Origin of the sequence: Micromonospora sp. WMMA1363, assembly GCF_030345795.1 — a bacterium.
Taxonomy (GTDB): domain Bacteria; phylum Actinomycetota; class Actinomycetes; order Mycobacteriales; family Micromonosporaceae; genus Micromonospora.
Map to the genome: position 1 here is coordinate 2,327,744 of NZ_JAUALB010000001.1, position 25,230 is coordinate 2,352,973.

Annotated in this window: 25 protein-coding genes and 2 pseudogenes; 12 read left to right on the forward strand and 15 right to left on the reverse strand. The window is 73.3% G+C overall.

Translation table 11 applies throughout. From position 1 onward, the window contains the following. Positions 1 to 63: 63 nt before the first annotated feature. Genes QTQ03_RS10555 through QTQ03_RS10565 form a run of 3 tightly spaced genes read right to left on the reverse strand, consistent with a single transcriptional unit; the run spans position 64 to position 2,936 of the window. On the reverse strand, positions 64 to 1,641 hold the full coding sequence (locus tag QTQ03_RS10555; protein WP_289277842.1) for a DNA polymerase Y family protein: 1,578 nt from the start codon (positions 1,639 to 1,641) through the stop codon (positions 64 to 66). Then, complete coding sequence (gene imuA' / locus QTQ03_RS10560; protein WP_289277843.1) at positions 1,638 to 2,429, reverse strand: DnaE2-dependent mutagenesis accessory factor ImuA'; 792 nt, start codon at positions 2,427 to 2,429, stop codon at positions 1,638 to 1,640. Before imuA' ends, QTQ03_RS10555 begins: the two co-directional genes overlap by 4 nt. Before the next feature lie 57 nt (positions 2,430 to 2,486). Further along, the gene (locus tag QTQ03_RS10565; protein WP_289277844.1) at positions 2,487 to 2,936 is read right to left on the reverse strand and encodes an SAV_6107 family HEPN domain-containing protein; all 450 of its coding nucleotides are present in this window, start codon (positions 2,934 to 2,936) and stop codon (positions 2,487 to 2,489) included. Between the two features lie 478 nt (positions 2,937 to 3,414). Here QTQ03_RS10565 and QTQ03_RS10570 point away from each other — a divergent pair, with 478 nt between their 5' ends. The 6 genes from QTQ03_RS10570 to QTQ03_RS10595 all read left to right on the forward strand — a co-directional run bounded on the left by QTQ03_RS10570 (position 3,415) and on the right by QTQ03_RS10595 (position 8,823). Then, entirely contained in the window at positions 3,415 to 3,903 is a 489-nt protein-coding gene (locus QTQ03_RS10570) for a YbaK/EbsC family protein (protein WP_289277845.1), read from the forward strand. Positions 3,904 to 3,974: 71 nt separating this feature from the next. Beyond that, positions 3,975 to 4,727: a monooxygenase gene (locus QTQ03_RS10575; RefSeq protein ID WP_289280765.1), complete on the forward strand. Its 753-nt coding sequence runs from the start codon at positions 3,975 to 3,977 to the stop codon at positions 4,725 to 4,727. Beyond that, a complete protein-coding gene (locus QTQ03_RS10580) occupies positions 4,724 to 5,293 on the forward strand; it encodes a GNAT family N-acetyltransferase (protein WP_289277846.1) in 570 nt (189 codons plus the stop codon). The genes QTQ03_RS10575 and QTQ03_RS10580 overlap by 4 nt, the downstream gene beginning before the upstream one ends. Beyond that, complete coding sequence (locus QTQ03_RS10585) at positions 5,290 to 6,180, forward strand: carotenoid biosynthesis protein (protein ID WP_289277847.1); 891 nt, start codon at positions 5,290 to 5,292, stop codon at positions 6,178 to 6,180. The genes QTQ03_RS10580 and QTQ03_RS10585 overlap by 4 nt, the downstream gene beginning before the upstream one ends. 13 nt (positions 6,181 to 6,193) lie before the next feature. After that, the gene (locus QTQ03_RS10590; protein WP_289277848.1) at positions 6,194 to 7,324 is read left to right on the forward strand and encodes a glycosyltransferase family 2 protein; all 1,131 of its coding nucleotides are present in this window, start codon (positions 6,194 to 6,196) and stop codon (positions 7,322 to 7,324) included. Between the two features lie 11 nt (positions 7,325 to 7,335). Next, on the forward strand, positions 7,336 to 8,823 hold the full coding sequence (locus QTQ03_RS10595) for a phytoene desaturase family protein (RefSeq protein WP_289277849.1): 1,488 nt from the start codon (positions 7,336 to 7,338) through the stop codon (positions 8,821 to 8,823). Positions 8,824 to 8,910: 87 nt separating this feature from the next. Here QTQ03_RS10595 and QTQ03_RS10600 read toward each other — a convergent pair whose 3' ends face one another. Both QTQ03_RS10600 and metF read right to left on the reverse strand, forming a co-directional pair. Continuing rightward, positions 8,911 to 9,600: a CDP-alcohol phosphatidyltransferase family protein gene (locus QTQ03_RS10600; RefSeq protein ID WP_289277850.1), complete on the reverse strand. Its 690-nt coding sequence runs from the start codon at positions 9,598 to 9,600 to the stop codon at positions 8,911 to 8,913. A 43-nt stretch (positions 9,601 to 9,643) separates the two neighbouring features. Continuing rightward, positions 9,644 to 10,561: a methylenetetrahydrofolate reductase [NAD(P)H] gene (metF, locus tag QTQ03_RS10605; RefSeq protein WP_289277851.1), complete on the reverse strand. Its 918-nt coding sequence runs from the start codon at positions 10,559 to 10,561 to the stop codon at positions 9,644 to 9,646. Positions 10,562 to 10,798: 237 nt separating this feature from the next. Here metF and QTQ03_RS10610 point away from each other — a divergent pair, with 237 nt between their 5' ends. Both QTQ03_RS10610 and QTQ03_RS10615 read left to right on the forward strand, forming a co-directional pair. After that, complete coding sequence (locus tag QTQ03_RS10610) at positions 10,799 to 11,182, forward strand: helix-turn-helix domain-containing protein (protein WP_289277852.1); 384 nt, start codon at positions 10,799 to 10,801, stop codon at positions 11,180 to 11,182. After that, positions 11,179 to 12,261, forward strand: a complete 1,083-nt coding sequence (locus QTQ03_RS10615; RefSeq protein ID WP_289277853.1) for a polyprenyl synthetase family protein — start codon at positions 11,179 to 11,181, stop codon at positions 12,259 to 12,261. The genes QTQ03_RS10610 and QTQ03_RS10615 overlap by 4 nt, the downstream gene beginning before the upstream one ends. Positions 12,262 to 12,410: 149 nt before the next feature. Here QTQ03_RS10615 and QTQ03_RS10620 read toward each other — a convergent pair whose 3' ends face one another. Continuing rightward, entirely contained in the window at positions 12,411 to 12,779 is a 369-nt protein-coding gene (locus QTQ03_RS10620; protein WP_289277854.1) for an Rv2175c family DNA-binding protein, read from the reverse strand. 183 nt (positions 12,780 to 12,962) lie between these two features. On the opposite strand from QTQ03_RS10620, the pseudogene pknB reads away from it, so the two are divergent. Together pknB and QTQ03_RS10630 are read left to right on the forward strand one after the other, a co-directional pair. Further along, positions 12,963 to 14,947 (forward strand): annotated as a pseudogene (gene pknB / locus QTQ03_RS10625) (Stk1 family PASTA domain-containing Ser/Thr kinase). Further along, positions 14,938 to 15,813 carry a deoxyribonuclease IV gene (locus QTQ03_RS10630; RefSeq protein WP_289277855.1) on the forward strand — a complete coding sequence of 292 codons (876 nt, stop codon included), beginning with the start codon at positions 14,938 to 14,940 and terminating at the stop codon, positions 15,811 to 15,813. Before pknB ends, QTQ03_RS10630 begins: the two are co-directional and overlap by 10 nt. A gap of 12 nt (positions 15,814 to 15,825) precedes the next feature. Here QTQ03_RS10630 and QTQ03_RS10635 read toward each other — a convergent pair whose 3' ends face one another. The 4 genes from QTQ03_RS10635 to QTQ03_RS10650 all read right to left on the reverse strand — a co-directional run bounded on the left by QTQ03_RS10635 (position 15,826) and on the right by QTQ03_RS10650 (position 20,722). Next, positions 15,826 to 16,848, reverse strand: a complete 1,023-nt coding sequence (locus tag QTQ03_RS10635; protein WP_289277856.1) for a threonine aldolase family protein — start codon at positions 16,846 to 16,848, stop codon at positions 15,826 to 15,828. Between the two features lie 55 nt (positions 16,849 to 16,903). Beyond that, the gene (locus QTQ03_RS10640) at positions 16,904 to 18,310 is read right to left on the reverse strand and encodes a class II 3-deoxy-7-phosphoheptulonate synthase (RefSeq protein ID WP_289277857.1); all 1,407 of its coding nucleotides are present in this window, start codon (positions 18,308 to 18,310) and stop codon (positions 16,904 to 16,906) included. A gap of 85 nt (positions 18,311 to 18,395) precedes the next feature. After that, positions 18,396 to 18,869: a nuclear transport factor 2 family protein gene (locus tag QTQ03_RS10645; RefSeq protein WP_289277858.1), complete on the reverse strand. Its 474-nt coding sequence runs from the start codon at positions 18,867 to 18,869 to the stop codon at positions 18,396 to 18,398. Positions 18,870 to 19,084: 215 nt separating this feature from the next. Continuing rightward, entirely contained in the window at positions 19,085 to 20,722 is a 1,638-nt protein-coding gene (locus tag QTQ03_RS10650) for a glycosyl hydrolase family 18 protein (protein ID WP_289277859.1), read from the reverse strand. 221 nt (positions 20,723 to 20,943) lie between these two features. Here QTQ03_RS10650 and QTQ03_RS10655 point away from each other — a divergent pair, with 221 nt between their 5' ends. Continuing rightward, complete coding sequence (locus tag QTQ03_RS10655) at positions 20,944 to 21,456, forward strand: glutathione peroxidase (RefSeq protein ID WP_289277860.1); 513 nt, start codon at positions 20,944 to 20,946, stop codon at positions 21,454 to 21,456. 66 nt (positions 21,457 to 21,522) lie between these two features. Here QTQ03_RS10655 and QTQ03_RS30645 read toward each other — a convergent pair. From QTQ03_RS30645 to QTQ03_RS10670, 4 genes and pseudogenes are all read right to left on the reverse strand, one after another. Beyond that, positions 21,523 to 21,639: pseudogene (locus QTQ03_RS30645) on the reverse strand (globin domain-containing protein); the annotation flags it as partial. Positions 21,640 to 21,735: 96 nt separating this feature from the next. Further along, positions 21,736 to 21,939 (reverse strand): hypothetical protein, encoded by a 204-nt coding sequence (locus tag QTQ03_RS10660; protein ID WP_289277861.1) that lies wholly within the window; start codon positions 21,937 to 21,939, stop codon positions 21,736 to 21,738. Positions 21,940 to 22,337: 398 nt separating this feature from the next. Next, entirely contained in the window at positions 22,338 to 23,357 is a 1,020-nt protein-coding gene (locus tag QTQ03_RS10665) for an IS3 family transposase (protein WP_289277862.1), read from the reverse strand. Next, entirely contained in the window at positions 23,354 to 23,578 is a 225-nt protein-coding gene (locus QTQ03_RS10670; RefSeq protein WP_289277863.1) for a hypothetical protein, read from the reverse strand. Before QTQ03_RS10670 ends, QTQ03_RS10665 begins: the two co-directional genes overlap by 4 nt. A 112-nt stretch (positions 23,579 to 23,690) precedes the next feature. Between QTQ03_RS10670 and QTQ03_RS10675 the strand changes: the two genes are divergently transcribed. Further along, entirely contained in the window at positions 23,691 to 24,896 is a 1,206-nt protein-coding gene (locus tag QTQ03_RS10675; protein ID WP_289280611.1) for an IS256 family transposase, read from the forward strand. Between the two features lie 25 nt (positions 24,897 to 24,921). Here QTQ03_RS10675 and QTQ03_RS10680 read toward each other — a convergent pair whose 3' ends face one another. After that, positions 24,922 to 25,134, reverse strand: coding sequence for a hypothetical protein (locus QTQ03_RS10680; protein ID WP_289277864.1), 213 nt, complete (start codon positions 25,132 to 25,134; stop codon positions 24,922 to 24,924). Positions 25,135 to 25,230: the final 96 nt, after the last annotated feature.

The following is a 25,230-nucleotide window of genomic DNA, read 5'->3' on the forward strand; positions in this document are numbered from 1 at the left end:
CCGACCGGATGGACGGTGGACGGGGCGGTGGACGGGGCGGTGGCTAGCCGGACGACGCGATCGTCAGTCATAGATCGCCTCCACCAACCACCGGCCGCCCTCGACCGCCAGCAGCAGGGCGGCGCCGTCGGCGAGGCACGCCTGGAACCGGGCCCGCCGCCGGGCCTCCGCCGGCGCCCACCAGCGCTCGTCGACCGGCCATGGGCCGGTCCACCCGATGATCTCCGCCGATTGGCCGGCCCCGACGGCGAGCCGTGCCGGTGCCGCGCTCACCGCCAGGCGGGCACTGACCACGACCAGCTCGCCGGTCGCGTCGCGCACGGTAGCGGCAAGCGGTTCGGGGAACACCACCGCCGGGGCCGGCGGCGGAAGCCGGCCCGGCCACGGCGGATCCCCCACCCGGCCCCCCGGCCGGGCGGGGACGCGCTCGTCGCCCCACGGCACCAGACGCACCTGGTCGGGCAGGGAACGCCCGCCGCCGAGCACCGCCGTCACCACCGCCTCGGGGCCGAGGATTCCCTGGACCCGACTCAACGCCCGGTGGGCCCGCTCCCGCTCCTCACCGGCCTCCCCCCACAGACCCGGTTGCAGAGCACCCTGGGCGATCACCCCGTCGGGGACCAGCCGCAGTCGGGTGATGCCGGCGGTCGGCCGGGCCGGGCGGGCGCCCGCCCGGCCCGGCCGACCGCCGGAGAGCCAGCCGTCGAGCTGCCACCGCACCCGGTCGGCGATCGCGGCGGCGGTGAGCAGACCGTCGTGCCGCCAGACCCGGTGCAGCTCCTGGCCGTGCGCGGTCACCGCCTCGATGCCGAGCCGGGTGCAGGCCAGTCCGTGCGCGGCGAGGCGGTCGTGCAGCCGCTCGGCCAGCGCGCGGGCAACAAAGGCCGCCGCGTCGACCCGGTCCAGGGGGTCGTCCTGATCGGCGGTGACGGCAAGGTCGGCCGGAGGCTGCCGGACCGCGAGCGGCCGGTGATCCCGCCCCGCCGCCAGCCGGTGGGCCAGCGCACCGTCGAAGCCGAACCGGGCCAGCACGTCGCCGGCGGGCAGCGCGGCGAAGCCGCCGAGGGTACGCACGCCGAGCCGGCGCAGCAGGTCGGCCAGCGCGGGACGACCGAGTGCCTCGACCGGCAGGTCGACGAGGAACCGCGGCGTCCCGCCCGGCGGCACGACCCGACCGGAGCGGGCGGCCAGCCCTGCGGCGAAGACCCCGTCGGCGACGCCGACCTGGCTCTCCACCACGCAGGCCTGGGCGACGTGTTCGACGATCCGCTCCGCCGCCGCCTCCTCGCCACCGAGGAAGCGGCTGGGCCCACGAGCCGCCACCGCGCACGCCCCCGGGCGGACCACCTCGACGCCGGCCACCAGCTCCTCGACCGCGGCCACCACCGGTTCGAACGCCCGGGCGTCCCGCACGGGGTCATGGTCGACGACGGTGAGCCGAGGGCACCTGCCCTGCGCCTCCCGCTTACGCAGCCCCCGGCGCACCCCCTCGGCGCGGGCCTGCTCCGAACACGCGACCACCCGGTTGGCGTGCAGCACCGCGACCAGGCCGGTGGCCGGTACCCCGTCGACGATCTCGGCGGCGATCACCGGCCAGTCCGGGCACCAGAGCACCAGCGTCCGGACCGGTACGGCGGTCATGCCGGCCCGACCAGGGTGAGCGCTCGTGGAGACGGCTCGGCGGCGGAGGTCGGCGGCACCGCACGGAGCCGACCGGCGGCCGACCGACCGGTGACCGAGGCGACCGAGGGGCCGAGGGCCGGACGCGGGATGACCCGGGTCAGCGCGTCACCGGGCAGCCAGACCGTCGCCTCTCGGGGGCGCGCGGCAGCGCCCCGGCCCCGTGCCGAGACGGTGAGCTCCCGACGCCGCAGTCGGCCCCTCCCGGCGCCGAGTCCCTCCCAGACCCCCCGGATCACCTCGAGGGTCACGTCGGCACCGTCCCATCGCCCGTACGGGACGAGGACGCTGCCTCGCTGCCGGGCCCGGGCGGCCAGCCGGATGGCGGCCGAGGCGGATACCGCGGCCGGCACCGCGGCGACCACGACGTCCACCCCGTCGATCAGCGCGGCGACCACGGTGGCCCACTCCGGCCCCGGATGCGGCACCAGGGCGAGCCGATCCAGGGCGACGCCGAGCTCGGCGGCGGCACCCGCCCCGAAGGTCGGCACCCCGACCACGGCGCACCACGAGCCGGCTCGGGACGCCTCGGCGAGCAGCGCCAACACCAGGGAGGTGGCGCCGCCATGTCGGGGCTGGCCGGCGGCGACCGCGACCGTGCTGCCGCGGCGTAACCCCCGGTTGGGCAGCAGGCCGGTCAGCTCGGGGGCCACCGGCAGCACCCGGTGGCCACCCGCCGGATCCGATGCGCTCGCCGGGCGCACCAGGCCCGCCAGTGCGGCGGAACCGACCACCATGCGGCCCGCCATCGGACCTACCCCCTGTCGTGCTGCTGTGCGCTGTGCTGCTGTCAACCGAACCGGAGATCAGGCCGCGAGGTCGTCGAGTGCCGGTTGGTGGACCACGCCGAGCGCGGTCTCCACCACCGTCACGAACTCCTCCGCGGCGCGCAGCAGGTCGTCGGCCTCCCGGGCGGTGACGACCCGCGGGATACCGGCCTCGGCGGCGGCACGCTTGCTGGCGCCGAGGGCGAAGAACCGGGCCCACTCGTCGAGCTCGGGGGCGACACCGGAGAGCAGGACCCAGACGCTGGTGACCCGGTTCCGCCGGGCCGGTGCGGGACGGGCGCGCGCGGCGAGCAGGGCCGCGGCGGCGCGCAGGGCGGCCACGTGGGCCGCCGCGTAGCGGAGCCCGTCCGGACCGGTCCGGACGGCCTCGGCCAGCCCCTGGCGGGCGACCGCGAGAAGCTGGGCGGGAGTGCGGTGCGGCAGCGCATGCGCCGGCACCGTCGGTGCCTGAGCCGGGTTGGTCGGCATGGTCTGTCTCCTCCACATGGCCGAGGCGCACGCCCGCGACGGAAACCGATCCGCCGGCGGGACCGCCGGGACGAGTGGTGCGGAGGAAGACGCACCGGTGTGGGGCCGGCCGGGTGTGGACGCTTCCCCACACCACGCCCGGCCGGCCGGACCGGCGGGTTCGCCGCCCGCCGCCGGGGGTCGAGGGCGACGGGCGACGCTCCTGCCTGACGGGATCCGGACTCGCGACTGCCCGGAACCCTGGCGCGACCCGCGGAGCCGCACCCGCCCGGACCAGCGCCGCGAAACACCGCTCCGGACTGCTGGAACGAGTGTACGAGACAATCGAACACTCGTTCTAACTACTGCCGACAGTACACCCTCCTCCCGACGAAAACGCAACGTGTGACGCGCCGGAGGTACGTCCGACGCCGGTACCGGGCCACCGCACGGCGTGGCCGGCTGAACCTGCGGTGAGCGAACCGGGAAGAATGGCGGCATGCAGCCTCACCCGAACATTCAGGCGGTGCGGGAAGCGCTCGAGCGTGCGGGCGTGCGTGACGGCTCCGACGCGCCCAGCGCCGTCCGCCTGCTGCCCGACGCGGTGCACACCGCCGCGGCCGCCGCCCAGGCGCTCGGCGTCGAGGTCGGCCAGATCGCCAACTCGCTGGTCTTCGAGGCCGACGGCGCGCCCCTGCTGGTGCTGACCTCCGGGGCGCACCGGGTGGACACCGCCGGCCTCGCCGCGTCGATCGGCGTCACCCGGCTGCGCCGGGCCACCCCGGAGTTCGTCCGCGCGCACACCGGACAGGTGATCGGCGGGGTCGCCCCGATCGGCCACCCGCGGTCGCTACGCACCCTGGTGGACACCGCCCTGGAGAAGTACGACGAGATCTGGGCCGCCGGGGGCGTACCCCGGGCGGTCTTCCCCACCACCTATCCCGAACTGCTGCGGGTCACCGGCGGCGCTCCGGCCGAGGTCGCGTGAGCGAGCTCGGCGAGCCGGCCGACCGACTCGGCCCGGCACCCCCCGCCACCGCTGGACACAGCGGGGTGGGCATGCTCCAGACCGGCCGCGGGGAGCCCGTCCCCGAGCTGGTCACCCTGCACGTGTGGCGCATCGCTCCGGGCAGGCTGCCCGGGGCGCTGGTCCGGATGGCGCGCGACCCGCGCCGGCTGCGCGCGCTGCCCGGCGTCAGTTTCGCCAAGCTGCTCGGCACCGGCACCGGCACCGGCTTCGGGCCGGGCGACACGGACCTGACCCGATGGGCGGCGCTGACGGTGTGGGACTCCCCCGCCGCAGCCATCAGCTTCGACAGCTCCCCGGTGGGACGGGCCTGGACGCGCATCGCCCATACCGCCGTCCGGGTCGACCTGCACCCGCTCACCAGTCGCGGCGAGTGGTCCGGCCGTCGGCCGTTCGGTGACCCGCCCGGCGGGCAGGCCCGCGGACCGGTACTCGCGCTGACCCGGGCCCGGCTGCGCCCGACTCGTGCGGTCACCTTCTGGCGGGCGGTCCCTCCGGTGGCCGCCGCGTTGCCCGCCGCGCCCGGCCTGCTCGCCCGGTTCGGCGTCGGCGAGGCTCCGCTGGGCTGGCAGGGCACGGTCAGTGTGTGGCGCGATCCGGTGGACCTGGTCGCGTTCGCGTACCGTCACCCGGAGCACCGCGCCGCGATCATCCGGACGCCCGCCGAGGGGTGGTATGCGGAGGAACTCTTCGCGCGGTTCGAGGTACGCGACGTGGTCGGTGACCGGACGGTGCTGGGATGGGTCGCCGACGGCGACGCGGGTACGGCGAAGGGTGCGGAATGAGACTGGTGCGGTGGACACCGGACGATCTCGTCCGACGGCTGGACGACGTGATGGCCGTCTACGGCGAGGCGATGGGGTACCGCACCGACCTGCTGGAGGCCCGCCGCGGCTACGTCGCCACCCACGTCCGCCGGCCCGGCTTCCGCGCCATCGCCAGCCTCACCACCGAGGGACACCTGGCCGGCTTCGGCTACGGCTACCTCGGCACGGCGGGCCAGTGGTGGCACGACCAGGTGTGGCGGGCGCTGGACCCGGTGGCCCGGCGGCGCTGGCTGAGCACCTGCTTCGAGGTGGTCGAGCTGCACGTCCGGCCGCCCGCGCAGGGGCACGGCCTCGGCGCGGGCCAGCTGCGTGCGCTGCTCACCATGGCCGAGGGGACAACCACCCTGCTGTCCACGCCGGAGGCCGACGAGCAGCGGTCCCGCGCCTGGCGGCTGTATCGCCGCTTCGGCTTCGTCGACATCCTGCGCAACTTCCACTTCCCGGGCGACGAACGCCCGTTCGGGGTGCTCGGCCGGGATCTGCCACTGCCCGCCTCCAACTCCTCCGGGCCGCCCGCGGCGTGACCCGTCCCGTCCTCTCCGCACCGCCGGCCCGCGTGACCCGCCCGGCCTGGGCGTTGCTGGCCGTGCTGGTGCTGGCGCAGATCTGCTACCCGCTGACCGCCGGGGAGACCCGGGCCCGGCTCACCATCGCCACGGTGTTGCTCGGCTGCCTACTCTCGGTCAGCCACGCGTTGCTCAGCCGCGGCCCGCGGACGGCGGTGGCGTTGGTGGTGGTGGCCACCGGCGGCGGCCTCGCCATCGAGGCGCTCGGTGTGGCCACCGGCTTCCCGTTCGGCAGCTACGACTACTCCGGCCAGCTCGGCCCGAAACTGGTCGGGGTGCCGCTGGTCATCCCGCTCGCCTGGACCTGGATGGCCTGGCCGGCCTGGCTGGCGGCGGTCCGGCTCACCGGTGGGGCCGGCGGCGGGCCGACCCGCACGGCCGGCGGCGCCTCCCGGGTCGGGGCGGCGGCCCGGCGGATCGCGTTGGCGGCGCTCGGGCTGGCCACCTGGGACCTTTTCCTCGACCCGCAGATGGTCGCCGAGGGCCACTGGGTCTGGCGGGACGCCACCCCCGCGCTGCCCGGCCTGGCCGGCATCCCGGCCAGCAACTACCTGGGCTGGCTGCTCTTCGCGGTGCTGATGATGAGCGCCCTACGTCCACTGGCCGGGTCGGCCGTCGTCGCCACCGACGGCCGCGACGACCCGATGCTCGCGCTCTACCTGTGGACGTACGCATCCAGTGTGCTGGCCCACGCCGTCTTCCTCGATCTGCCCGCCTCTGCGCTGTGGGGCGCTGCCGGCATGGCGGTGACCGCCGTGCCGCTGGCGGTGACGCTGCTGCGCGACCGACGTCGGCCGGGCCCGGCCGTCCGGCGCCCCCGACCCCGCGTCGACGCGCAAGCATGACCGGACGGCACCCGTGAGCGCCGCCCTGCTGGCGCTGTTGCTCGGCGTTGCGGCGCTGACCGCGCACACCCTGGTCAACACCGGCCGTTGGCTGCGCCGCCCCACCGGGGCGCCAGTGCCGGTGACCGAGACGGTGGCGGTGCTGCTGCCGCTGCGCGACGAGGCGGCCCGCGTCGGCCCGTGCCTGCGTGCGCTGCTGGCTCAACGGGGCGTGCCGGAGCTGCGGATCGTGGTACTCGACGACGGGTCGACGGACGGAACCGCCGGCGTGGTCCGCGCGATAGCCGGGGGCGACCCGCGGGTCACCCTGCTCGACGGGGTCGCTCCACCGCCCGGCTGGCTGGGCAAACCGCACGCCTGCTGGCAACTCGCCAGCCGCGCCGACCAGGCCGCCACCGTGCTGGCGTTCGTCGACGCCGACGTTGTCCTCACCCCGGACGCGGTGGCGGCGGCGGTCGGCGAGCTACGCGCCGCCCGGGTGACGCTGCTGTCGCCGTACCCCCGGATCCTGGTGTCGACGGCAGCCGACCGGCTGGTCCAACCGCTGCTCCAGTGGCTGTGGCTGACGTTCCTGCCGCTGCGCGCGATGGAACGCTCCGCACGGCCGTCCCTGGCGGCGGCCGGCGGGCAGTTTCTGGTGGTGGAGCGGACCGGCTACACAGAAGCGGGTGGGCACGCGGCGGTGGCCGACCGAGTCCTGGAGGACGTCGAGCTGGCCCGCGCGGTCAAACGGGCCGGCGGCCGGATCGCGCTCGCCGACGGTTCGCGGTTGGCCGCCTGCCAGATGTACGACGACTGGCCGCAGCTGCGCGACGGCTACACCAAGTCGCTCTGGGCCACGTTCGGGCACCCCACGGTCGCCGGTGCGGTGGTGGCCCTGCTTCTCCTGCTCTACACCGCTCCCCCGCTGGTCGCCGTGCTCGCACTGGCCGCCGGCGCGCCGGGGGTGGCCGCCGGCGCGGCCGCGACGTACGTGCTGGGGGTCGCCGGTCGGGTGGTCACCGCGCGGGCGACCGGCGGGCGGTGGTGGCCCGACGCGCTGGCACACCCCGTGTCGGTCGCGATCCTCGGCTGGCTGACCCTGCGGTCGTACCATCTGCGGAAGCGGCGACGCCTCACCTGGCGCGGCCGCCCGGTCGTCTAGGGAGGAGCGGCATGGCGCGGATCGTGGTCGTCGGCGCCGGAGTGGGTGGCCTCGCCGCCGCCGCCCGGCTGGCCACCACCGGACACGAGGTCACTGTCTTCGAGCAGGGTGGCACGGTGGGCGGCAAGCTCGGCCGGTACGTGCACGACACCCCCGCCGGCCCGTTCCACTTCGACACCGGGCCCAGCCTGCTGACCCTGCCCCAGGTCTTCCACGACCTGTTCGAGGCCACCGGCGCGAAGCTCGACGAGTACCTCGACCTGGTCCCGCTGGACCCGATCGTGCGGCACGTCTTCCCCGGCGGGGGGCCGACGCTGGACTCCTGCCCCGACCCGGTCGAGTTCTCCGCCCGGATCGGCGCGGCCTTCGGCGACCGGGCCTCGGCGGACTGGCGGCGCCTGTGGCGGCACGCCGAGCGGGTCTGGACGGCCTCGGAACGGGACGTCCTGCGACGCCGCGTCGACTCGCCCCGGGACCTGGCCGCGCTGGCCTGGCGACTGGGTGACCTGGCCGCGATCGGGCCGGGCCGCACCCTGCGCGGGCTGGGCCGCCGGCACCTGACCGATCCCCGGTTGCGGATGCTGCTCGACCGGTACGCGACCTACACCGGCGCCGACCCCCGGCGGGCGCCGGCCGCGCTGGTCGCCGTGCCGTACGCCGAGCTGGCCTTCGGCGGCTGGTATCTGCGCGGCGGGCTGGGCACCGTGGCCGACGCGCTGCTGACCCGCTGCCTGGACCTCGGCGTGGTGGTACGGACCGGTGCTCGGGTCACCCGGGTCGACGCGGCGGGCGGGCGGGTGCACGGGGTACGCCTCGCCGGGGTGACCGCCCCGGTCCCCACCGACGTGGTGGTGGCCAACGTCGACGCGCTCACCGTCTACCGGGACCTGCTTCCCTCGCCACGTCGGCTGGCCGGGCTGGCCGACCGCAGCCTCGCCGGCTTCGTGCTGCTGCTCGGGGTACGCGGCGATTCCGGGCTGGCTCACCACACGGTCTTCTTCCCCGGTGACCACGACGCCGAGTTCGACGCGGTGTTCGGGGCGCCGGGGCGGGGCGTCCGGGCCCGCCCCGCCCCGGACCCGACGGTCTTCGTCACCGTCGCGGCCGACGAGACGACCCGCCCGGCCGGGCACGAGGCATGGTTCGTGCTGGTCAACGCCGCCCGGCACGGCACCGCCGCCGGCGCGGTGGACTGGCGGCGGCCCGACCTCGCCGAGGCGTACGCGGACCGTGTCCTCGACGTGCTCGCCGAGCGGGGCGCGGACGTACGGGACCGGCTGGTGTTCCGGGAGGTCCGCACTCCGGCGGACCTGGCCGCCGCGACGGGCGCGCCGGGCGGGACGATCTACGGCACCGCCGGTGGCCTGCTGCGCCCGCCCAACCGGGGACCAGCCCGGGGGCTGTGGCTGGTCGGCGGCTCCAGCCACCCCGGCGGCGGCCTGCCGATGGTCGCCCTCTCCGCGCAGATCGTCGCCGACTCCATCGGCCCCGCCTGGTGAGGCGGGGCCCCGCAGCAACGCCTGCGGTGGAAGGGCCCGTGTCGACACCACGCCCCGCACACCTTGCGGGGGTGACCGGACGAGGCCTCAGCCGGCGTCGATCAGGGTACGGCGGACGGCGGCGAGCAGCTGCCCCAGGCCGAAGCCGGCCAGCAACGTCCAGACAGCGGTCGCCATGGTGATGGTGCCGGCGGCCAGGTCCGGCTCGATCAACCCGGTCAGCCCGGCCAACAGCAGCCCGACCAGGGCCACCGAGACCCGGATCGGGCGCTCCCCCACGGTCACCGCACCGATCCCCCGCATCCCCGCGGCGACCGCCCGCGCCCGGACGTACTCGTGCAGCCAGGAGAGCCCACCGGCGGCGGCCACCAGCGCGCCGGGCGCGCCGATCAGCCAGAACGCGACCAGCCAGGCCGCTTCGCCGAGCCGGTCGGCCACCGAGTCGTAGACGTACCCGAGCCGGGTGGTGCGGTTGGTCACCACCGCCACCGCCCCGTCGACGCTGTCCGCCACCGAGGCGAGCAGCACGAACAGCGCGCCGAGGAAGGGGCCGTCCTGGGGCCGTACGGCGAGCAGCGGCACGCAGAAGCAGAGCAGCGCTCCGGCCACGGTGACCGCGGTCGGGGTGACCCGCAGCCGACCCAGCACGTAGCCCGCGTGGTAGGCGAACCGCAGCCAGGCGCGGACGACCGGGGCCGCCGCGCGCGGGTCGAAACCACCGTGCAGGCGCGCCCAGGCCGTCGCGTAGTCGTCCCAGTTCAGCTGTGTGCCCACCACGGATCAACCGTCGCACCGGTCGCGAGGTGTCGCGCCCGACCGGTCACATCCGGGCACCGACTCGCAGGTTCTGCCAGATCTCCCGGGTGGCCGTGGACCGGTTGAAGGTGATGAAGTGGATCCCCGGCACGCCCTCGTCGAGCAGCCGCCGGCACATCTCGCTGGCCTGCTCGACGCCGAGCCGGCGGACCGCCTCCGGGTCGTCGGCGACCCGCTCGAAGCGCGCGGCCAGGGCCGGCGGGAAGGGGGCGCCGGACAGCTGCACCGACCGCTCGATGGTGCCGATCCGGGTCACCGGCATCACGCCGGGCAGGACCGGGGTGTCGCAGCCCGCTGCGGCCACCCGGTCCCGTAGCCGCAGGTACTCCTCCGCGTCGAAGAACATCTGGGTGATCGCGAACTCGGCGCCGGCTCGGCACTTGCGGACGAAGTGCGCCGTGTCGGTGGCGATGTCGGGCGAGCGGGGGTGCTTGTAGGGGAAGGCGGCGACACCGACGCTGAAGTCGCCGGACTCGCGGACCAGCCGGACCAGGTCCGCCGCGTAGTGCACGCCCTCTGGGTGCGGGATCCACTCGCCGGTCGGGTCGCCCGGCGGGTCGCCACGCACCGCGAGCACGTTGCGCACACCCGCCGCGGCCAGCCGCCCGATCACGTGGCGCAACTCGGCGACCGAGTGGTTGACCGCGGTCAGGTGCGCCATCGGCAGCAGCGTGGTCTCGGTGGCGATCCGCTCGGTGACCGCGACCGTCGTGTCCCGGGTCGACCCGCCGGCGCCGTAGGTGATCGAGACGAACGACGGGCGCAGCGACTCCAGCTCCCGGATGGCCTGCCAGAGCTGCCGCTCGCCCTCCGCCGTCTTCGGCGGCATGAACTCGAAGGAGAACGTCGGCCGGTGATCGCGGATCAGCGCCCCGATCGCCGGCTGGGGATTGGGGAGGACCGAGGGGAGACCGAGCGCCACGTCCCGACTCTAGCGGTGGATGCCAGCCGGACCCATGCCCTTCCCACGCCCCGGACAGGTCACGGGCACCCCGCCCGGCGGCCGGAAAGCGTCGTACCGCGGCGGTAGAACGGGTCCGCGCGGGTCGGGCCGGCCGGAGACGCCGGCCCAGCCGGGGGGCACGCGCGGGGGTCAGGCCGATCGGCGGCGCAGCGGTTCTGCCGGCGTCGCCGCCACACCGACCGCCGGAGAGGCCCGATGCCATCCACGTTGTCAGAATCCACCCAGCTCGGACCGTTGCTCGCCCGGCTCCGCCGGGCCCAGGGCTGGAGCCAGACGCGGCTGGCCACGGCCCTCTGCGCCGCCTCGGGCGTGCCCACCCTCAGCCGGCACGAGGTGTCCCGCTGGGAGCGGCAACGTCGCGTTCCCGGCGGCTTCTGGCTCGGCTGGCTCGCCGTCGTCCTCTCGGTGCCGGTGGAGGTGCTGGTCCGCGCCGCGGCCCGCACCCGCGGCCCCGGCGCCTCGCCGGACGGCCGCGTCCGCACCCGACCGGGCGGGACGCGGCGGCCTCCGGCCGGCCCGGCGCGCCGAGCCCCCGGTGGATACGCCACGGGTGGCGGACCGGCTAGCGTCGGGGGGTGACCCACGCTGCTCCCGTTTCCCCGGTCGACCGAGCCGGGCTGCGTCAGCGCGTCGACAAGGCGCTGACCGAGTTCCTGACCGCCCAGCGCACCTGGATGACCGGTGTCGACGACGCCCTGGTCCCGGTCGCCGAGGCGATTGAGGCATTCGTCCTCGGCGGCGGCAAGCGGCTGCGACCGGCGTTCGCGTACTGGGGGTTCCGGGGTGCCGGCGGGGTGGACACCGACCAGGTCGTCACCTCCCTGGCCGCGCTGGAGTTCGTCCAGGCCAGCGCCCTGATCCACGACGACCTGATGGACCGCTCCGACACCCGGCGGGGCGAGCCGGCCGTGCACCGTCGGTTCGCGGCCCGGCACCGGACGTCTGGCTGGGGCGGGGACGCGGACTCCTTCGGCGACGCCGCGGCGATCCTGCTGGGCGACCTCTGCCTGGTCTGGTCCGACGAGCTGCTGCACTCCGCCGGGCTGGATCCGCGCACGGTGGCCCGGGCTCGGCCGGTCTTCGACGAGATGCGCACCGAGGTCACCGTCGGTCAGTACCTCGACGTGCTGACCCAGGCCACCGGGGACACCTCGCTGGAGCGGGCGGGTAAGGTCGCCCGCTACAAGTCGGCGAAGTACACGGTCGAGCGTCCGCTGCTGCTCGGCGCCGCCCTGGCCGACGCGTCGGCGGACGTCCGGGCGGCCTACTCGGCGTACGGGCTGCCGCTGGGCGAGGCGTTCCAGCTCCGCGACGACGTGCTGGGCGTCTTCGGCGACCCGGCGCAGACCGGCAAGCCGGCCGGCGACGACCTGCGCGAGGGGAAACGCACCTATCTGCTGGCGGCGGCCTTGGAGGCGGCGAACGACACCGACCGGGCGGTGCTGCTCGGCGGTCTCGGGGATCCGGCGCTCGACGAGGCGGGGGTGGCGCGGCTGCGGGAGCTGATCTGGGCCAGCGGGGCGCTGGCCCGCACCGAGCAGCGGATCGGCGTGCTCACCGACGCCGCACTGGCCGCGTTGGCCACGGTCGACCTGGACACCGAGGCCCATCAGGCCCTGGTTGATTTGGCCATCGCCGCCACCCGCCGCCCCGCCTGACCCACCTGTGTCTGCTGCCCACCTGTCTGCTGCCCGCCTGTTCCCCGCTCGTGCCGGATTCCCCGTTCGCGCCGGACCCGCCGACAACCACGGCGCAGAAGGCAGAGTGGGGCCGGAAGCGCTCGATCGCCGGGGCACGGAGGAACGGGTCAGAAACCCAGGGCCTGGGCGCGGCGCTTGATCTCGCGGGCCTGGTCGCCGGCGAGGGCGGCGGCCGCGGTGCCACCGGGCAGCGAGTCGTCGGGCAGGTAGAGCCAGCGCAGCGACTCCTCGTCGTCGTAGCCGGCGTCGGCGAGGAGGTTGAGCACCCCCGGCAGGTGTTTGAGGGTGCCTTGGTCGCCCACCAGGTCCGCGGGCACCCGGCGGATGCCGTCGCGGCGCACCGCGATCAGCTCCCGCTCCCGGATCATCTGGTGGACCTTGCTGATCGGTAGGTCGAGGTGCTCGGCGACCTCCGGCAGGGTCAGCCAGCCGGCCGGTTCGGCGGCGTGGTCGTCGGCGGGTGCGGAGTCGGTCACCCGACTACCCTGCCACGTCGCCCCGGCCTCCCGCGACGGGACCCCACGGTGATCCGGGTCCACTACGAACAGCGTCGCCGACGTGCCACGACGCGTGTGTCGACGTTGCCGGACGCGGGCCGTCGAACCGGCATGTAGCATCCTGTTCAAACTTCGCCCCCCGGACACATAGACTGCCTGCCGATGGACACACAGGTCGCCGACACGTTGCTGGGCTCGCTGATCGACAAGCGCTACCGCATCCGCGGTCGCGTGGCCCGGGGCGGCATGGCGACCGTGTACACAGCCACCGACGAGCGTCTCGAACGCACCGTGGCGGTCAAGATCATCCACCCGATCCAGGGTCCGGAGGCCCGGGCCGGGCAGCGGGCTTCGTCGCGCGGTTCACCGATGAGGCGAAGACGATCGCCCGACTCACCCATCCCAACGTCGTCGCGGTCTACGACCAGGGCACCCACGCCGGCCGGCCATACCTGGTGATGGAGTACGTGCGGGGTCGCACGCTGCGCGACGTGCTCGCCGAGCGGCGCCGGCTCAACCCCGACGAGGCGCTCGCGATCGCCGAGCAGATGCTCGCCGCGGTCGCCGCGGCGCACCGGGCGGGGCTGGTCCACCGCGATGTCAAGCCCGAGAACGTGCTGGTCGCCGAAGCCCCGACCGGCGGGGTGGCCAACCTGGTCGACAGCGTGGTGAAGGTCGCCGACTTCGGGCTGGCCCAGGCGGTCGCGGCGAGTGCCGACGACGAACGGAGCGGCCAGCTCATGGCCACCGTCGCCTACGTCGCACCGGAGTTGGTCACCGACGGCCACGCCGACCCGCGTACGGACGTCTACTCGGCCGGCATCGTGCTGTTCGAGATGCTGACCGGCCGGGTGCCATACGACGGGGATCGGCCGGTCGAGGTGGCCTGGCAGCACGTGGACCGGGACGTGCCCGCACCGTCGACCCTGGTGCCGGGGCTGCCGAAGGCGCTCGACGACCTGGTCGCGCGGGCCACCCGGCGGGAGCCGGGCGCACGGCCGGCCGACGCCGGCGCACTGCTGGCGGAGGTGCAGGTGGCCCGGGAGAACCTGGGCAACCCGAACACCCGGACGGCGGTGCTGCGGCGGGTGACCGACGAACCGCCGGCGGCCCAGCCCACCATGATGGTGGCGGCTGTCGCGCCGGCGGCACGGCCGTCCTGGGCGCGGCTCCCCGAGGACCGCCCCCAGCCGGGCCGGCGGCGCGCGGCACGCGAGGAGACCGACGTCTGGTCCCGGCCGGGCACCCTGTGGACGCAGGTGACGGGTGACCGCCGGGGCCGGTTGGCGGTCGCCGCGGTCGTCGTGGTGTTCGGCCTGCTGGCCGCGGTGGGCGGCTGGTGGGTGGGCATCGGCCGGTACACGGTGGCCCCGCAGCTGGTGAGCCTCAGCAAGGCCGAGGCGGAGGCACAGGCGACGCGGGCCGGCCTCACCCTGCGGTACGCCGACCCCCGCCACGACGAGCAGGTACCGAAGGACGCCGTCCTGGGCCAGGAGCCGGTGTCCACCACCCGGATCAAGAAGGGGGGCACGATAACGCTCACCCTCTCCCTGGGCCCGGAGCGGTTCCCGGTGCCGGACGTGGTCGGCAAGGAATTCGAGCTGGCCGAGACCGACCTGACCGACGCGAAGCTCGAGGTGGTCAAGGGTCCCGCCCGCTACGACGACAGCCTGCCGGCGGGCGTGGTGGTGGCCACCGATCCGACGGTGGGGGCCGAGGTCAAACCGGGCGACAAGGTCACCGTCGTCCTGAGCAAGGGCAAGGCCCCGATCTCGGTTCCGAACCTGGTCGGCAAGCACCTCGACGAGGCTCGGGGAATCCTGGACCGGCTCGGGCTGAAGCTCGTCGAACCACCCACGGTGAAGGAGTCCGACAAACCCAGGGACGAGGTCATCGGGCAGAGCCCGGCGGACGGCGTCGGCGTCGAGAAGGGAGCCGAGGTGCGGTTGGAGATCAGCCAGGGTCCGCCGCAGGTGGTCGTCCCGCGCGTGATCGACCTGCCGTGCCCGCAGGCGCAGCAGCTCCTGCAGAGCCAGGGCTTCCCGGTGTCGGTGCAGTTCAACCCGAACGGCACCGTCCGGTTCCAGAGCCCGGGCGAGAACTCGCAGGTGCCTCCGGGCACCGAGGTCACCCTCGGATGCCTGTGACGACCCCGGCGCCACGCCGGCCGGTCGGCGCGCACACGCCGACCTCGGGCGGGCTGGCGAAGGCGGCCCTGCCGTACGTCGACGCGACGGCCTCGGAAGTCGTCCAGATCTACGTGTCCAACTCGCGCGGCTGGGCGCTGCCGGCCGGTGACCCGGCCCAGGACGAGCTGTTCCGGGTCGGCTGCGCCGAGCGTGGCCTCCCGGTCTTCGTCCACGCGTCGCTGCTGGTCAACCTCGGCTCCCCCACCGCCGCGACGGTTGAGCGGTCGGCTCTGACGTTGGCGCACGCGCTGCGGCGAGGCTCGGCGGTCGGCGCGCGGGGGGTGGTATTCCACGCCGGCAGCGCGGTGGACGCCGGGCGCGCCGACGCGGCGCTGCGGCAGGTCCGCGAGACGCTGCTGCCGCTGCTGGACACCACGGCCGAGGCGGGCGGACCGATGCTGCTGGTCGAACCGAGCGCGGGCGGCGGGCGGTCGCTCGCCGCCCGGGTGGAGCAGCTCGGCCCCTACCTTGACCTGGTGGACGGGCACCCGTGGCTCGGCGTCTGCTTCGACACCTGCCACGCCTGGGCGGCCGGGCACGACCTGGCCGCCGAGGGCGGCATGACGGCGACGCTGGACACGTTGCTGGCCACCGTTGGAGCGGGCCGGCTGCGCCTGGTGCACGCGAACGACTCGAAGGACCTCTGCGGCTCCACCCGCGACCGGCACGAGAACATCGGCAAGGGCACCATCGGTGAGCCGGCGTTCGCCGAGCTGATGCGCCACCCGGCCACCGCGGGAGTGCCGGTGGTGGTGGAGACGCCAACCGAGAGGCACCTGGGCCACGCTGCCGACGTGGCCGCCCTCAAGCGCCTGCGCGCCTGACCCTCGGCCGGGTCAGCCGCGCAGGACGCGGGCGAGCACGTCGACGGCGTGCGCGACGGCGGTGTCGTCGACGTCCAGGTGGGTGACCAGCCGGGCGGTGCGGGGGCCGAGCACCGAGACCAGCACCCCCTCCGCCCGCGCGGCGGCGGCGAGGGCGTGCGCGTCCAGCGACGCCTTCGTCAGGTCCAGCGGGACCAGGTTGGTGCGCACGTCGGTGGCCAGCACCCCGAACGGGGCGACCGCCTCGGCGAGCCGGGCCGCCTTCGCGTGGTCGTCGGCGAGCCGCTCGACGTGGTGCGCGAGGGCATACCGGCCGGCTGCGGCGAGGACTCCCGCCTGCCGCATCCCGCCACCCATCCGCTTGCGGAGGAAGCGGGCCCGCTCGATCCGGTCCGCGCCACCCACCACCAGCGAGCCGACCGGCGCGCCGAGACCCTTGGACAGACACACCGACAGGGTGTCGAAGAGTCCGCCGTAGGTGGCCAGCGGCACCCCGTCGGCGATGTGGGCGTGCCAGATGCGGGCGCCGTCGCAGTGCAGCGCGACCTGCCCGGCGTCAGCGACCCGCCGCAGCTCGCGGAGGGTGTCGAGGGGGATCACCGCGCCGCCGCCCCGGTTGTGGGTCTGCTCCAGGGCGATGGCGCGGGTGGGTACCGCCCAGTAGCCGTCGGGTCGGATCATGCCGGCGACCGCGTCGGGGTCGATGTCCGCGCCGACCGCCGGCCAGGTCCGCGAGGAGATGCCGCCGTACGCGGCGGCGGCGCCGATCTCGTACGTCACGACGTGCGCGTCGGCGTCGCAGAGCAGCTCGTTGCCGGGCGGCACCAGCAGTTGCAGGGCGATCTGGTTTGCCATCGACCCGGTCGGGCAGAACAGCGCCGCCTCGTGCCCGAACAGCGCGGCGACCTCGGCCTCCAGCGCGTTGACCGTCGGGTCCTCGCCGTACACGTCGTCGCCGACGTCGGCGGTCGCCATCGCCTCGCGCATGCCGACGGTCGGCCGGGTGACGGTGTCCGAACGGAGGTCGACGATCATGTCTTCACGCGCGACCGCGGGGCCCGTCGGCCCACTCGTGGCGCTTGTGGGAGTGTCAGCCACGCAGCATCTCCGCAACTAGGAAGGCCAGTTCCAGCGACTGCTGGGTGTTCAGCCGTGGGTCGCAGGCGGTCTCGTACCGGTCGGGCAGGTCGAGGTCCTCGATGCCCTGGGCTCCACCGAGACACTCGGTGACATCCTCGCCGGTCAGCTCGACGTGCAGGCCGCCGGGGTGGGTGTCCAGGTTCCGGTGCACCTCGAAGTAGCCGAGCACCTCGTCGACGATGCGGTCGAAGTGCCGGGTCTTGTAGCCGTTGGATGACTCGTGGGTGTTGCCGTGCATCGGGTCGCACTGCCACACCACCTTCGCCCCGGCCGCGGTGACCTTGGCGACGATCGGCGGCAGCGTCTCCCGGACCCGGTGGTTGCCCATCCGGCTGATCAGGGTGAGCCGGCCCGGGATGTTGTCCGGATTGAGCTTCTCGCACAGCTCGATCGCCTCGTCCGGCGTGGTGGTCGGGCCGAGCTTGACGCCGATCGGGTTGGCGATGCGGGAGACGAAGTCGACGTGGGCGCCGTCGAGCTGCCGGGTGCGCTCGCCGACCCACAGGAAGTGCCCGGCCAGGCCGTACGCCCGGTTGTCGGAGACCCGGGTCAGCGCCCGGTCGTACTCCAGGGCGAGCGCCTCGTGGGAGCAGTAGAGGGTGACGCTGCGCAGCGCCTCGTCGTTGGTCATCCCGCAGGCCCGGATGAAGGCCAACGCCCGGTCGATCTCGCGGGCGATCGCCTCGTACCGCTCACCGGCCGGCGAGTTGCGCACGAAGCCCTTGTTCCAGTCGTGCACCGCGTGCAGGTCGGCCAGGCCGCCGGCCAGGTACGCCCGGAGCATGTTCATCGCGGCGGCGGAGTTCGCGTACGCCCGGATCATGCGCTGCGGGTCTGCGACCCGCGCCTCCGGCGTGGCCTCCAACGAGTTGATCATATCGCCGCGGTAGGCCGGCAGGCCGCGCGCGTCGGTCGGGAGCGACCGGGGCTTGGTGTACTGCCCCGCGACCCGGGCGACCTTGACCACCGGCAGCGAGGCACCGTAGGTCAGCACGATCGCCATCTGCAGCAGCGTGCGGGCGTTGGCCAGCAGGTGGCTCTCGGTGTTGTCGGCGAAGGTCTCCGCGCAGTCGCCGCCCTGGAGCAGGAAGGCCTTGCCCTCGCAGACGAGCGCGAGCTTCTGCCGCAGTTGGTCGACCTCGTAGGGCGCCACGACCGACGGCACGTTCTCCAGCACCTTGCAGACCTCGGCGACCGGCGCCGGATCCGGCCAGGGCGGCGTCTGCGCGCGGGGTAGGTCCCGCCAGAGGTCCAGGCCGAGGGCCGTGTCCTCGGCGGAGTCGACGGTCGGCCGGCTGGTCTGCAGCACGGGGCTGCCGACGGCGGGATGGCTCAGCTGATGCCACTCTTGGCGCATGACAGAAAGCGTACGGCGACCGGCCAAGCGGCCTGCCGGCGAGGGGGATCGTTCCGGTTGGTGAGAGCTCCCGCACCGGCCTCGGTCAGGGGGTGGTGGCGGGGCCGGGCGTGTTCCCGCCGGGCAACTCGCCCGCGATGCACCAGTCAGCCCCGTCCCGGGTGACCGTGAACACCAGCGGACGGGTGATCTTGCGGGTACCGGTGGTCACCGACATCGACGTGCTCACCTCGAGGCCCCGCGATCCGGGGCGGACGTCGGTGATCTTCGCCTCCGGCACCTCGAAGTGGTCGGCGAAGTCCCCGTTCGGTCCGGTGGCGGCGCCGTCGAACGTCTTGTGCATCGCCGCGCAGAGCTGGCTGCGCCCGGCGGCCACGTCCTTGGCCGTCACCGCGTCGAGGTATGCCTGCACCCGCTCCCGGGCCTTGGCCGACGCCTCCTCGGCGGACGCCTGTTCGGGGCGCTCCGCCGGTTGGTCGCTGCCGAACCCGCAGCCGAGCAGGACCGATGGCAGGGCCGCGACGAGGGCACCGACCGCCAGCCTCCGGCACGTACGCATGTCGTCTCCGAACGTCCACGGACAACGAACCCCCGTCGAGTGGCGAGTCTGTCACATCGGCCCCGCACCAGCCCGTAATGACAGACCCTCTTCGGACGCTTGGATGGTCGTCGACGCACTACCGCGGGCGTTGATGGGGTCCTTCCGCACACCCGGCGGGGAGGGACCGGTGTGTGGTCCCTCCCCGCCGGGTGGGTGGTGCGTCGGGCCGCGGGCTAGCCGAGACCGCCCTTGATGGCGCCGATCAGCTCACCGTTGGTGGTGTCGCCGGAGAGTTCCCAGAAGAACGCGCCACCGAGACCCTGGTCCTTCGCGTACGTCATCTTGCCGCCGATGGTGGACGGGGTGTCGTAGCTCCACCAGTTGCTGCCGCACTTGGCGTACGCCGTGCCGCCGACGGTGCCGGTGGCCGGGCAGGTGTCCTTCAGGACCTTGTAGTCCTCGATGCCCTGCTCGTAGGTGCCCGGGGCCGGTCCGGTGGCGGTGCCGCCCGGCCCGTCCTGGGTCACCCCGGTCCAGCCCCGGCCGTAGAAACCGATGCCGAGCAGCAGCTTGTCAGCCGGGATGCCCTTGCTCTTGAGTTTCTGGATCGCCGCGTCGGACCAGAAGCCCTGCTGCGGGATGCCGGGGTACGACTCGAGCGCGGAGTGCGGGGCGGTCGGCCCCTGCGCGTTGAAGGCACCGAAGTAGTCGTAGGTCATCGGCATGATCCAGTTAAGGTTCGCCGCGGCGCCGGCGTAGTCGGTGGCGTCGATCTTGCCGCCGTTGCTGCCGTCGGCGGTGATCGCGGCGGTGACCAGCGCCGACGACCCGAACCTCGTCCGCAGCGCGCTCACCACGTCCTTGAACGCGTTCGGGCCGCTGGAGTCGCAGGTGAGACCGCAGGCGTTCGGGTACTCCCAGTCGATGTCGATGCCGTCGAAGACGTCCGCCCAGCGCGGGTCCTCGACCAGGTTGTAGCAGCTCTCCGCGAACGCGGTCGGGTCCTGCGCCGCCTGGGTGAACCCGCCGGACCAGGTCCAACCGCCGAAGGACCAGATCACCTTCAGGTGCGGGTACATCTCCTTGAGCTTGCGCAGCTGGTTGAAGCTGCCTCGCAGTGGCTGGTCCCAGGTGTCGGCGACGCCGTCCACGCTGTCCGCCGCGGTGTACGCCTTCTCGTAGTCGGCGTAGCTGTCACCGATCGTGCAGCGCCCGCCGGTGGTGTTGCCGAACGCGTACAGAATGTGGGTCAACTTCTCCGCAGAGCCGCTGGTGTGGATGTTCTTCACGTGATAGTTGCGTTGATAGACACCCCACTGCGCGAAGTAGCCGACGACCTTACGGTCGCCGCTGGGCGGTGTCGTCGTCGGAGGCGGCGCGGTGGTGGGCGGCGCGGTGGTCGGTGGCGCGGTGGTCGGTGGCGCCGTGGTCGGTGGCGCCGTGGTCGGTGGCGCCGTGGTGGGCAGGGGGCCGCCGCCGCAGGCCGCCCCGTTGATGGTGCAGTTCAGTGGCGCCTTGTACGGACCGACGCCGACGTAGCCCCAGTTGAAGCTGGCACCCGGGGCAAGCGGGCCGGCCCAGCTCTTCTTAACCGCAACGTAATGGTCGCCGGTACGGGTGACATCGGCGTCCCAGAAGGAGCTGATGCTGGCACCCGCGGGCAGGTCGAACTCGATGCGCCAGGTGCTCACCGACGCGTCCGAGCCGTTGGTGACCGTCACCCGCGCCTCGTGGCCGGTCCCCCAGTCCTGCGTCTTCGTGAATGTGGCGGTGACACTGCCCGCCCCGAACGCCGAGGCCATCGGGACGGTCGCGGCCGTCAACGCGACCACGGCGCCGACCCAGAGGGCTCGGCGGAGCGATCTCTTCATGTGGCGCCTCTCCAAACAGTTAGGAAACTTTCCAAATGATTGCTGAGACGCTACTCACAATGTCGCCAGTTCGTCAAGATACGGATGTAAGGATTTCGTGAGGCGTGAAGCCGGGCCGTACCGCACCACGACCACCGCCGACAGGTCCGGCGACCCTGCGCGCGGCCACCGCCCGGAGTACGGCCCGCGCGGGCCGGTTCACCCCCGCGTAGCCTTCGCCCATGACCGTCTTCGACACCGCGATCGACGCCCTCACCGGCGGCCCCGCCGACCTCGCCCGTTACCGCGGGCGCGCCCTGCTGGTGGTCAACGTCGCGTCCCGCTGCGGCCTCACCCCGCAGTACGCCAACCTCCAGGCGCTGCACGACGAGTACGCCGACCGCGGCCTGGTGGTGCTCGGTGTGCCGTGCAACCAGTTCGCCGACCAGGAGCCCGGCAGCGCCGCGGAGATCAACGACTTCTGCCAGGTGAACTACGGCGTGACCTTCCCGCTCACCGAGAAGGTCGACGTGAACGGCCCCGACCGGCACCCGCTCTACGCCGAGCTGGTGTCCACCCCGGACGCCGAGGGGCACACCGGCGACGTCCGGTGGAACTTCGAGAAGTTCCTCGTCGCGCCGGACGGCACGGTGGCGGCCCGGTTCGCCCCAGAGGTCACCCCCGACTCCCCGGAGCTGCGCTCCGCGGTCGAAAAGGTGCTGCCCACCCAAAGCCAGCACCAGGTAGACGATTGATTACGTTCGATCACGTGCGGTAGTCGCCCGTCAGCCGGCCACCTCGCCGGGCAGGTGGATCCGCCGGTCCCCGGGACGTACCGCATGGACCAGGGCGCGGGAGACGGAAGCGACCGCCCGGACGTGGAACTCGAGGGTGCCGTCGGGGCGCGGGGCGTTGGGCCCAAGCCGCCGCCAGCTCCGGCGACCACGACGCGCGGCGAGCGACAGCGGCGACCAGCGCGGCCTCGATGGTGCGCTGGTGCGGCAGCAGCCCGTAACAGCGACAGGCCCGGCCGATCACGGCCAGCAGCGCCGCCCGTCCCGCCGGATCGTCACCGCCGCTGGCCAGCCCCCGAGCACGGCCAGGAACACCGCCGCCTCCCGCTCCGGCAGCAGCCCCTGGCAGCGAACCTCGACACAGCACCAGAAGTCGTCGGCCGCCGCGCGGGCGTACCGCATGGTGACGGACCACGACGCGGTGAGTGTCGGGAAGTCGTCCACCGCCGCCGTCGACAGTCTCCGTCGAGATCGCGAAACTGGAGTGGCACCCGGACGGGCGGAGACGGCACAGACACGATCGGGAACCCACCGGAGCCCAACACCCGCCCCGGGCCATACGTCCAGGTTCGCGGTGCTCTACCGCCAGCTACATGACCACCAACACATGACCCGATATCCACACAGGGAATGCGAGCGGCTTCGATATGCACGTGACGTATGCCGACCACTCGTGCAGCGCGTTGAATGGATGAACTCCGCACAGGACACCACGGACGGAGACGCCCGATCATGGCGAGGACGCCGGGAAGCAACGCCCTGTCTGCCAGGGTGAGTTGAGGCCAGCGGTTCATAGCAAGTCCGCCGGACCGGAAGGTGTCAACCTTTTTGGGGCGGTCGGTTCAGGGGTTCGTTGACTGAGTCGTGGTGTCCTCGGGCTTGTTGATCCACGCGGTGGTGGGCAGGGCGGGTGGTTGCGGGATGCCGCGGACGAATCGTTCGGGGTTGCGGGTGTAGGCGGCGGTCAGGACGTCGGCGCGGACATCGCGGACCTGCCGGGCGTGGCCGTGGTGGACGTCGTGTGGGGTGTGCCAGCCGATGCCGGAGTGCCGGTGGATGGTGTTGTACCAGGTGAAGAAGGCGCGGCAGTGAGCTCGGGCGTCCTGGACGCTGCCGAAGCGGTCGGGGAAGTCGGGCCGGTACTTCAGGGTCTTGAACTGGGCCTCGGAGAACGGGTTGTCGTTGCTGCACCTGGGCCGGGAGTGGGACTTGGTCACGCCGAGGTCGGCCATCATCTGCGCGACCGTCTTGGACGCCATTGAGGTGCCGCGGTCGGCGTGGATGGTCAACTGCTCACGCGCGACGCCCTGCTTGGTGATCGCGTCGGACAGCAGCCGTTCGGCCAGGGCGGCGTCCTCGCGCTCGGCGAGCAGCCACGCGACGGTGTAACGGCTGTAGATGTCGATCACGCTGTAGAGGTGGTAGAAGTCCCGCTTGGCCGGGCCGCGCAGCTTGGTGATGTCCCACGACCACACGCGATTGGGGGCGTCGGCGATCAGTTCGGGCTTGACCTTCGGCGGGTGCACCGCGTGACGGCGGCGCTCCCTGACTTCGCCGTGGGCACGCAGGATCCGGTACATGCTCGACACCGACGCCACGTACACGCCCTCGTCGAGGAGGGTGTGGTAGACGGCCGCGGGGGCCATGTCGGCGAAGTCCGGGCTGTTGAGCAACGCCCGGACGCTGTCACGCTCGGCCGCGCTCAGGGCACGTGGCTGCGGCCTGGGTTCACGCCCCGGCCGCGGTGGCGCAGGCGTCTGGCGGTGCCGGCGGTAATGGTTGGCCTGCGGCCGGCCGGTGGCTCGGCACGCCGTCCGGATGCCGATCAGCGGCGTCAGTTCGGTGATCGCAGCGTCGATCATGGTGTCGGCTCGCTCCCGCTGTGCTGGCTGTCGGTCGCGAGTTGCCCCAACAGCGCGGAGAGTTTTCCCTGCACCTCGATCACCTTGCGGGCCTTGTCCAACTCGGCGCGCAGCCGCTCGTTGTCTGCCCGCAACCGGGCTGCCTCCAGCACCGCCGGATCGGTCTTCGGCCGCCCGGCCGGCTTGGCCAGGGCCTCGCGGGCGCCGGCGGGACTGTACAAATAACGGCTGATCGACCGATCAAGGGAGAGACGCCAGATGACGACCGAGACCACCGTGGGACAGCCGGCCGTGGAGCCGGTGGGTGCGGTCACGGATGAGCAGTTGATCGCGATGCTGGTCGATCGGGCTCGTGGTGACGGGTTGAAGCTGACCGGCGAGGGTGGGCTGCTGCAGCAGCTGACGAAGCGGGTCCTCGAGTCGGCGTTGGATGGGGAGATCACCGACCACGTCGGCTACGACAAGCACGACCCGGCGGGTCGGGGTAGCGGGAACACCCGTAACGGCAGCCGGACCAAGACGGTGCTCACCGACGTCGGGCCGGTCGAGGTGCGGGTCCCACGCGACGCCGCCGGGACGTTCGAGCCGCAGATCGTGCGTAAGCGGCAGCGGCGTCTGACCGGCGTCGACGACATGGTCCTGTCGCTGTCGGCCAAGGGCCTGACCCACGGCGAGATCGCCGCGCACCTGGCTGAGGTCTACGGCGCTGAGGTGTCGAAGCAGACCATCTCCACGATCACCGACAAGGTCATGGACGGCATGGCCGAGTGGCAGAACCGGCCCCTGGACCGGGTCTACCCGGTCGTGTTCATCGACGCCATCAACGTCAAGATCAGGGACGGTCAGGTCGCGAACCGGCCGATCTACCTCGCGATGGCGGTCACCGTCGACGGCCACCGCGACATCCTCGGTATCTGGGCCGGTGACGGCGGCGAGGGCGCCAAGTACTGGCTGCACGTGCTCACCGAGTTGAAGAACCGCGGCGTGGCCGACGTGCTGATGCTGGTCTGTGACGGGCTCAAGGGACTGCCGGAGACGGTGGAGACGGTGTGGCCGCGCACGATCGTGCAGACGTGTGTGGTGCACCTGCTGCGCAACTCGTTCCGCTACGCCGCCCGGCAGGACTGGGACAAGATCGCCAAAGCGCTGCGGCCGGTCTACACCGCGGCGACCGAGGACGCCGCCACCGAGCGGTTCCTCGAGTTCGCCGAGGCGTGGGGCCGTAAGTATCCGGCGATCGTGAAGCTGTGGGAGAACGCGTGGGCGGAGTTCGTGCCGTTCCTCGCCTTCGACGTGGAGATCCGCAAGGTCATCTGCTCCACGAACGCGATCGAGTCCGTCAACGCCCGTATCCGCAGGGCCGTGCGAGCTCGTGGCCACTTCCCGAACGAGCAGGCCGCACTCAAGTGCGTCTACATGGCCTTGATGAGCCTCGACCCGACCGGAGCCGGCCGCCGACGCTGGACCATGCGCTGGAAAGCACCACTGAACGCCTTCCAGATCGCCTTCGAAGGCCGGCTCACCCCGGCCAACAACTGACCACCTCAACAACCAAGATCAGCCGTTAACTTGACACTCCCGCGCCGGCGTCACGCTGATGCTTCCACGCCGCGAGCAGCGACGTGTACAGGCCTTCCCGACGAAGCAGGGCGCCCTTGCCGGCCTTATCGAGGGTCTCGTACTCGGCCAGGATCCGCGCCTTGTACGCGGCGGTGTATGTCCTTGTTCGGGGCTTTGCTGGTACCTCGGGGTCGGGCACCGGGTGATGCGATGTCACGGGGGTGGATCTCCTTGCACGCCCTCACGGGTCAGAGTTTCAGCAGGTCAACCTGCCTTCCCCAAGGATGACACAGAGGGGACAGGGCGAGTTCAG

Bases quoted from the DNA above. Each gene is read 5' to 3' on its own strand.
- QTQ03_RS10675 (WP_289280611.1), top strand. From the start codon at position 23,691: ATGCTGGTCGATCGGGCTCGTGGTGACGGGTTGAAGCTGACCGGCGAG.
- QTQ03_RS10630 (WP_289277855.1), top strand. From the start codon at position 14,938: ATGCCTGTGACGACCCCGGCGCCACGCCGGCCGGTCGGCGCGCACACG.
- QTQ03_RS10650 (WP_289277859.1), bottom strand. From the start codon at position 20,722: ATGAAGAGATCGCTCCGCCGAGCCCTCTGGGTCGGCGCCGTGGTCGCG.
- QTQ03_RS10610 (WP_289277852.1), top strand. From the start codon at position 10,799: ATGCCATCCACGTTGTCAGAATCCACCCAGCTCGGACCGTTGCTCGCC.
- QTQ03_RS10575 (WP_289280765.1), top strand. From the start codon at position 3,975: ATGCTCCAGACCGGCCGCGGGGAGCCCGTCCCCGAGCTGGTCACCCTG.
- QTQ03_RS10565 (WP_289277844.1), bottom strand. From the start codon at position 2,936: ATGCCGACCAACCCGGCTCAGGCACCGACGGTGCCGGCGCATGCGCTG.
- QTQ03_RS10635 (WP_289277856.1), bottom strand. From the start codon at position 16,848: ATGATCGTCGACCTCCGTTCGGACACCGTCACCCGGCCGACCGTCGGC.
- QTQ03_RS10640 (WP_289277857.1), bottom strand. From the start codon at position 18,310: ATGCGCCAAGAGTGGCATCAGCTGAGCCATCCCGCCGTCGGCAGCCCC.
- QTQ03_RS10595 (WP_289277849.1), top strand. From the start codon at position 7,336: ATGGCGCGGATCGTGGTCGTCGGCGCCGGAGTGGGTGGCCTCGCCGCC.
- QTQ03_RS10665 (WP_289277862.1), bottom strand. From the start codon at position 23,357: ATGATCGACGCTGCGATCACCGAACTGACGCCGCTGATCGGCATCCGG.
- QTQ03_RS10645 (WP_289277858.1), bottom strand. From the start codon at position 18,869: ATGCGTACGTGCCGGAGGCTGGCGGTCGGTGCCCTCGTCGCGGCCCTG.
- QTQ03_RS10580 (WP_289277846.1), top strand. From the start codon at position 4,724: ATGAGACTGGTGCGGTGGACACCGGACGATCTCGTCCGACGGCTGGAC.
- QTQ03_RS10655 (WP_289277860.1), top strand. From the start codon at position 20,944: ATGACCGTCTTCGACACCGCGATCGACGCCCTCACCGGCGGCCCCGCC.
- QTQ03_RS10555 (WP_289277842.1), bottom strand. From the start codon at position 1,641: ATGACCGCCGTACCGGTCCGGACGCTGGTGCTCTGGTGCCCGGACTGG.
- imuA' (WP_289277843.1), bottom strand. From the start codon at position 2,429: ATGGCGGGCCGCATGGTGGTCGGTTCCGCCGCACTGGCGGGCCTGGTG.
- QTQ03_RS10570 (WP_289277845.1), top strand. From the start codon at position 3,415: ATGCAGCCTCACCCGAACATTCAGGCGGTGCGGGAAGCGCTCGAGCGT.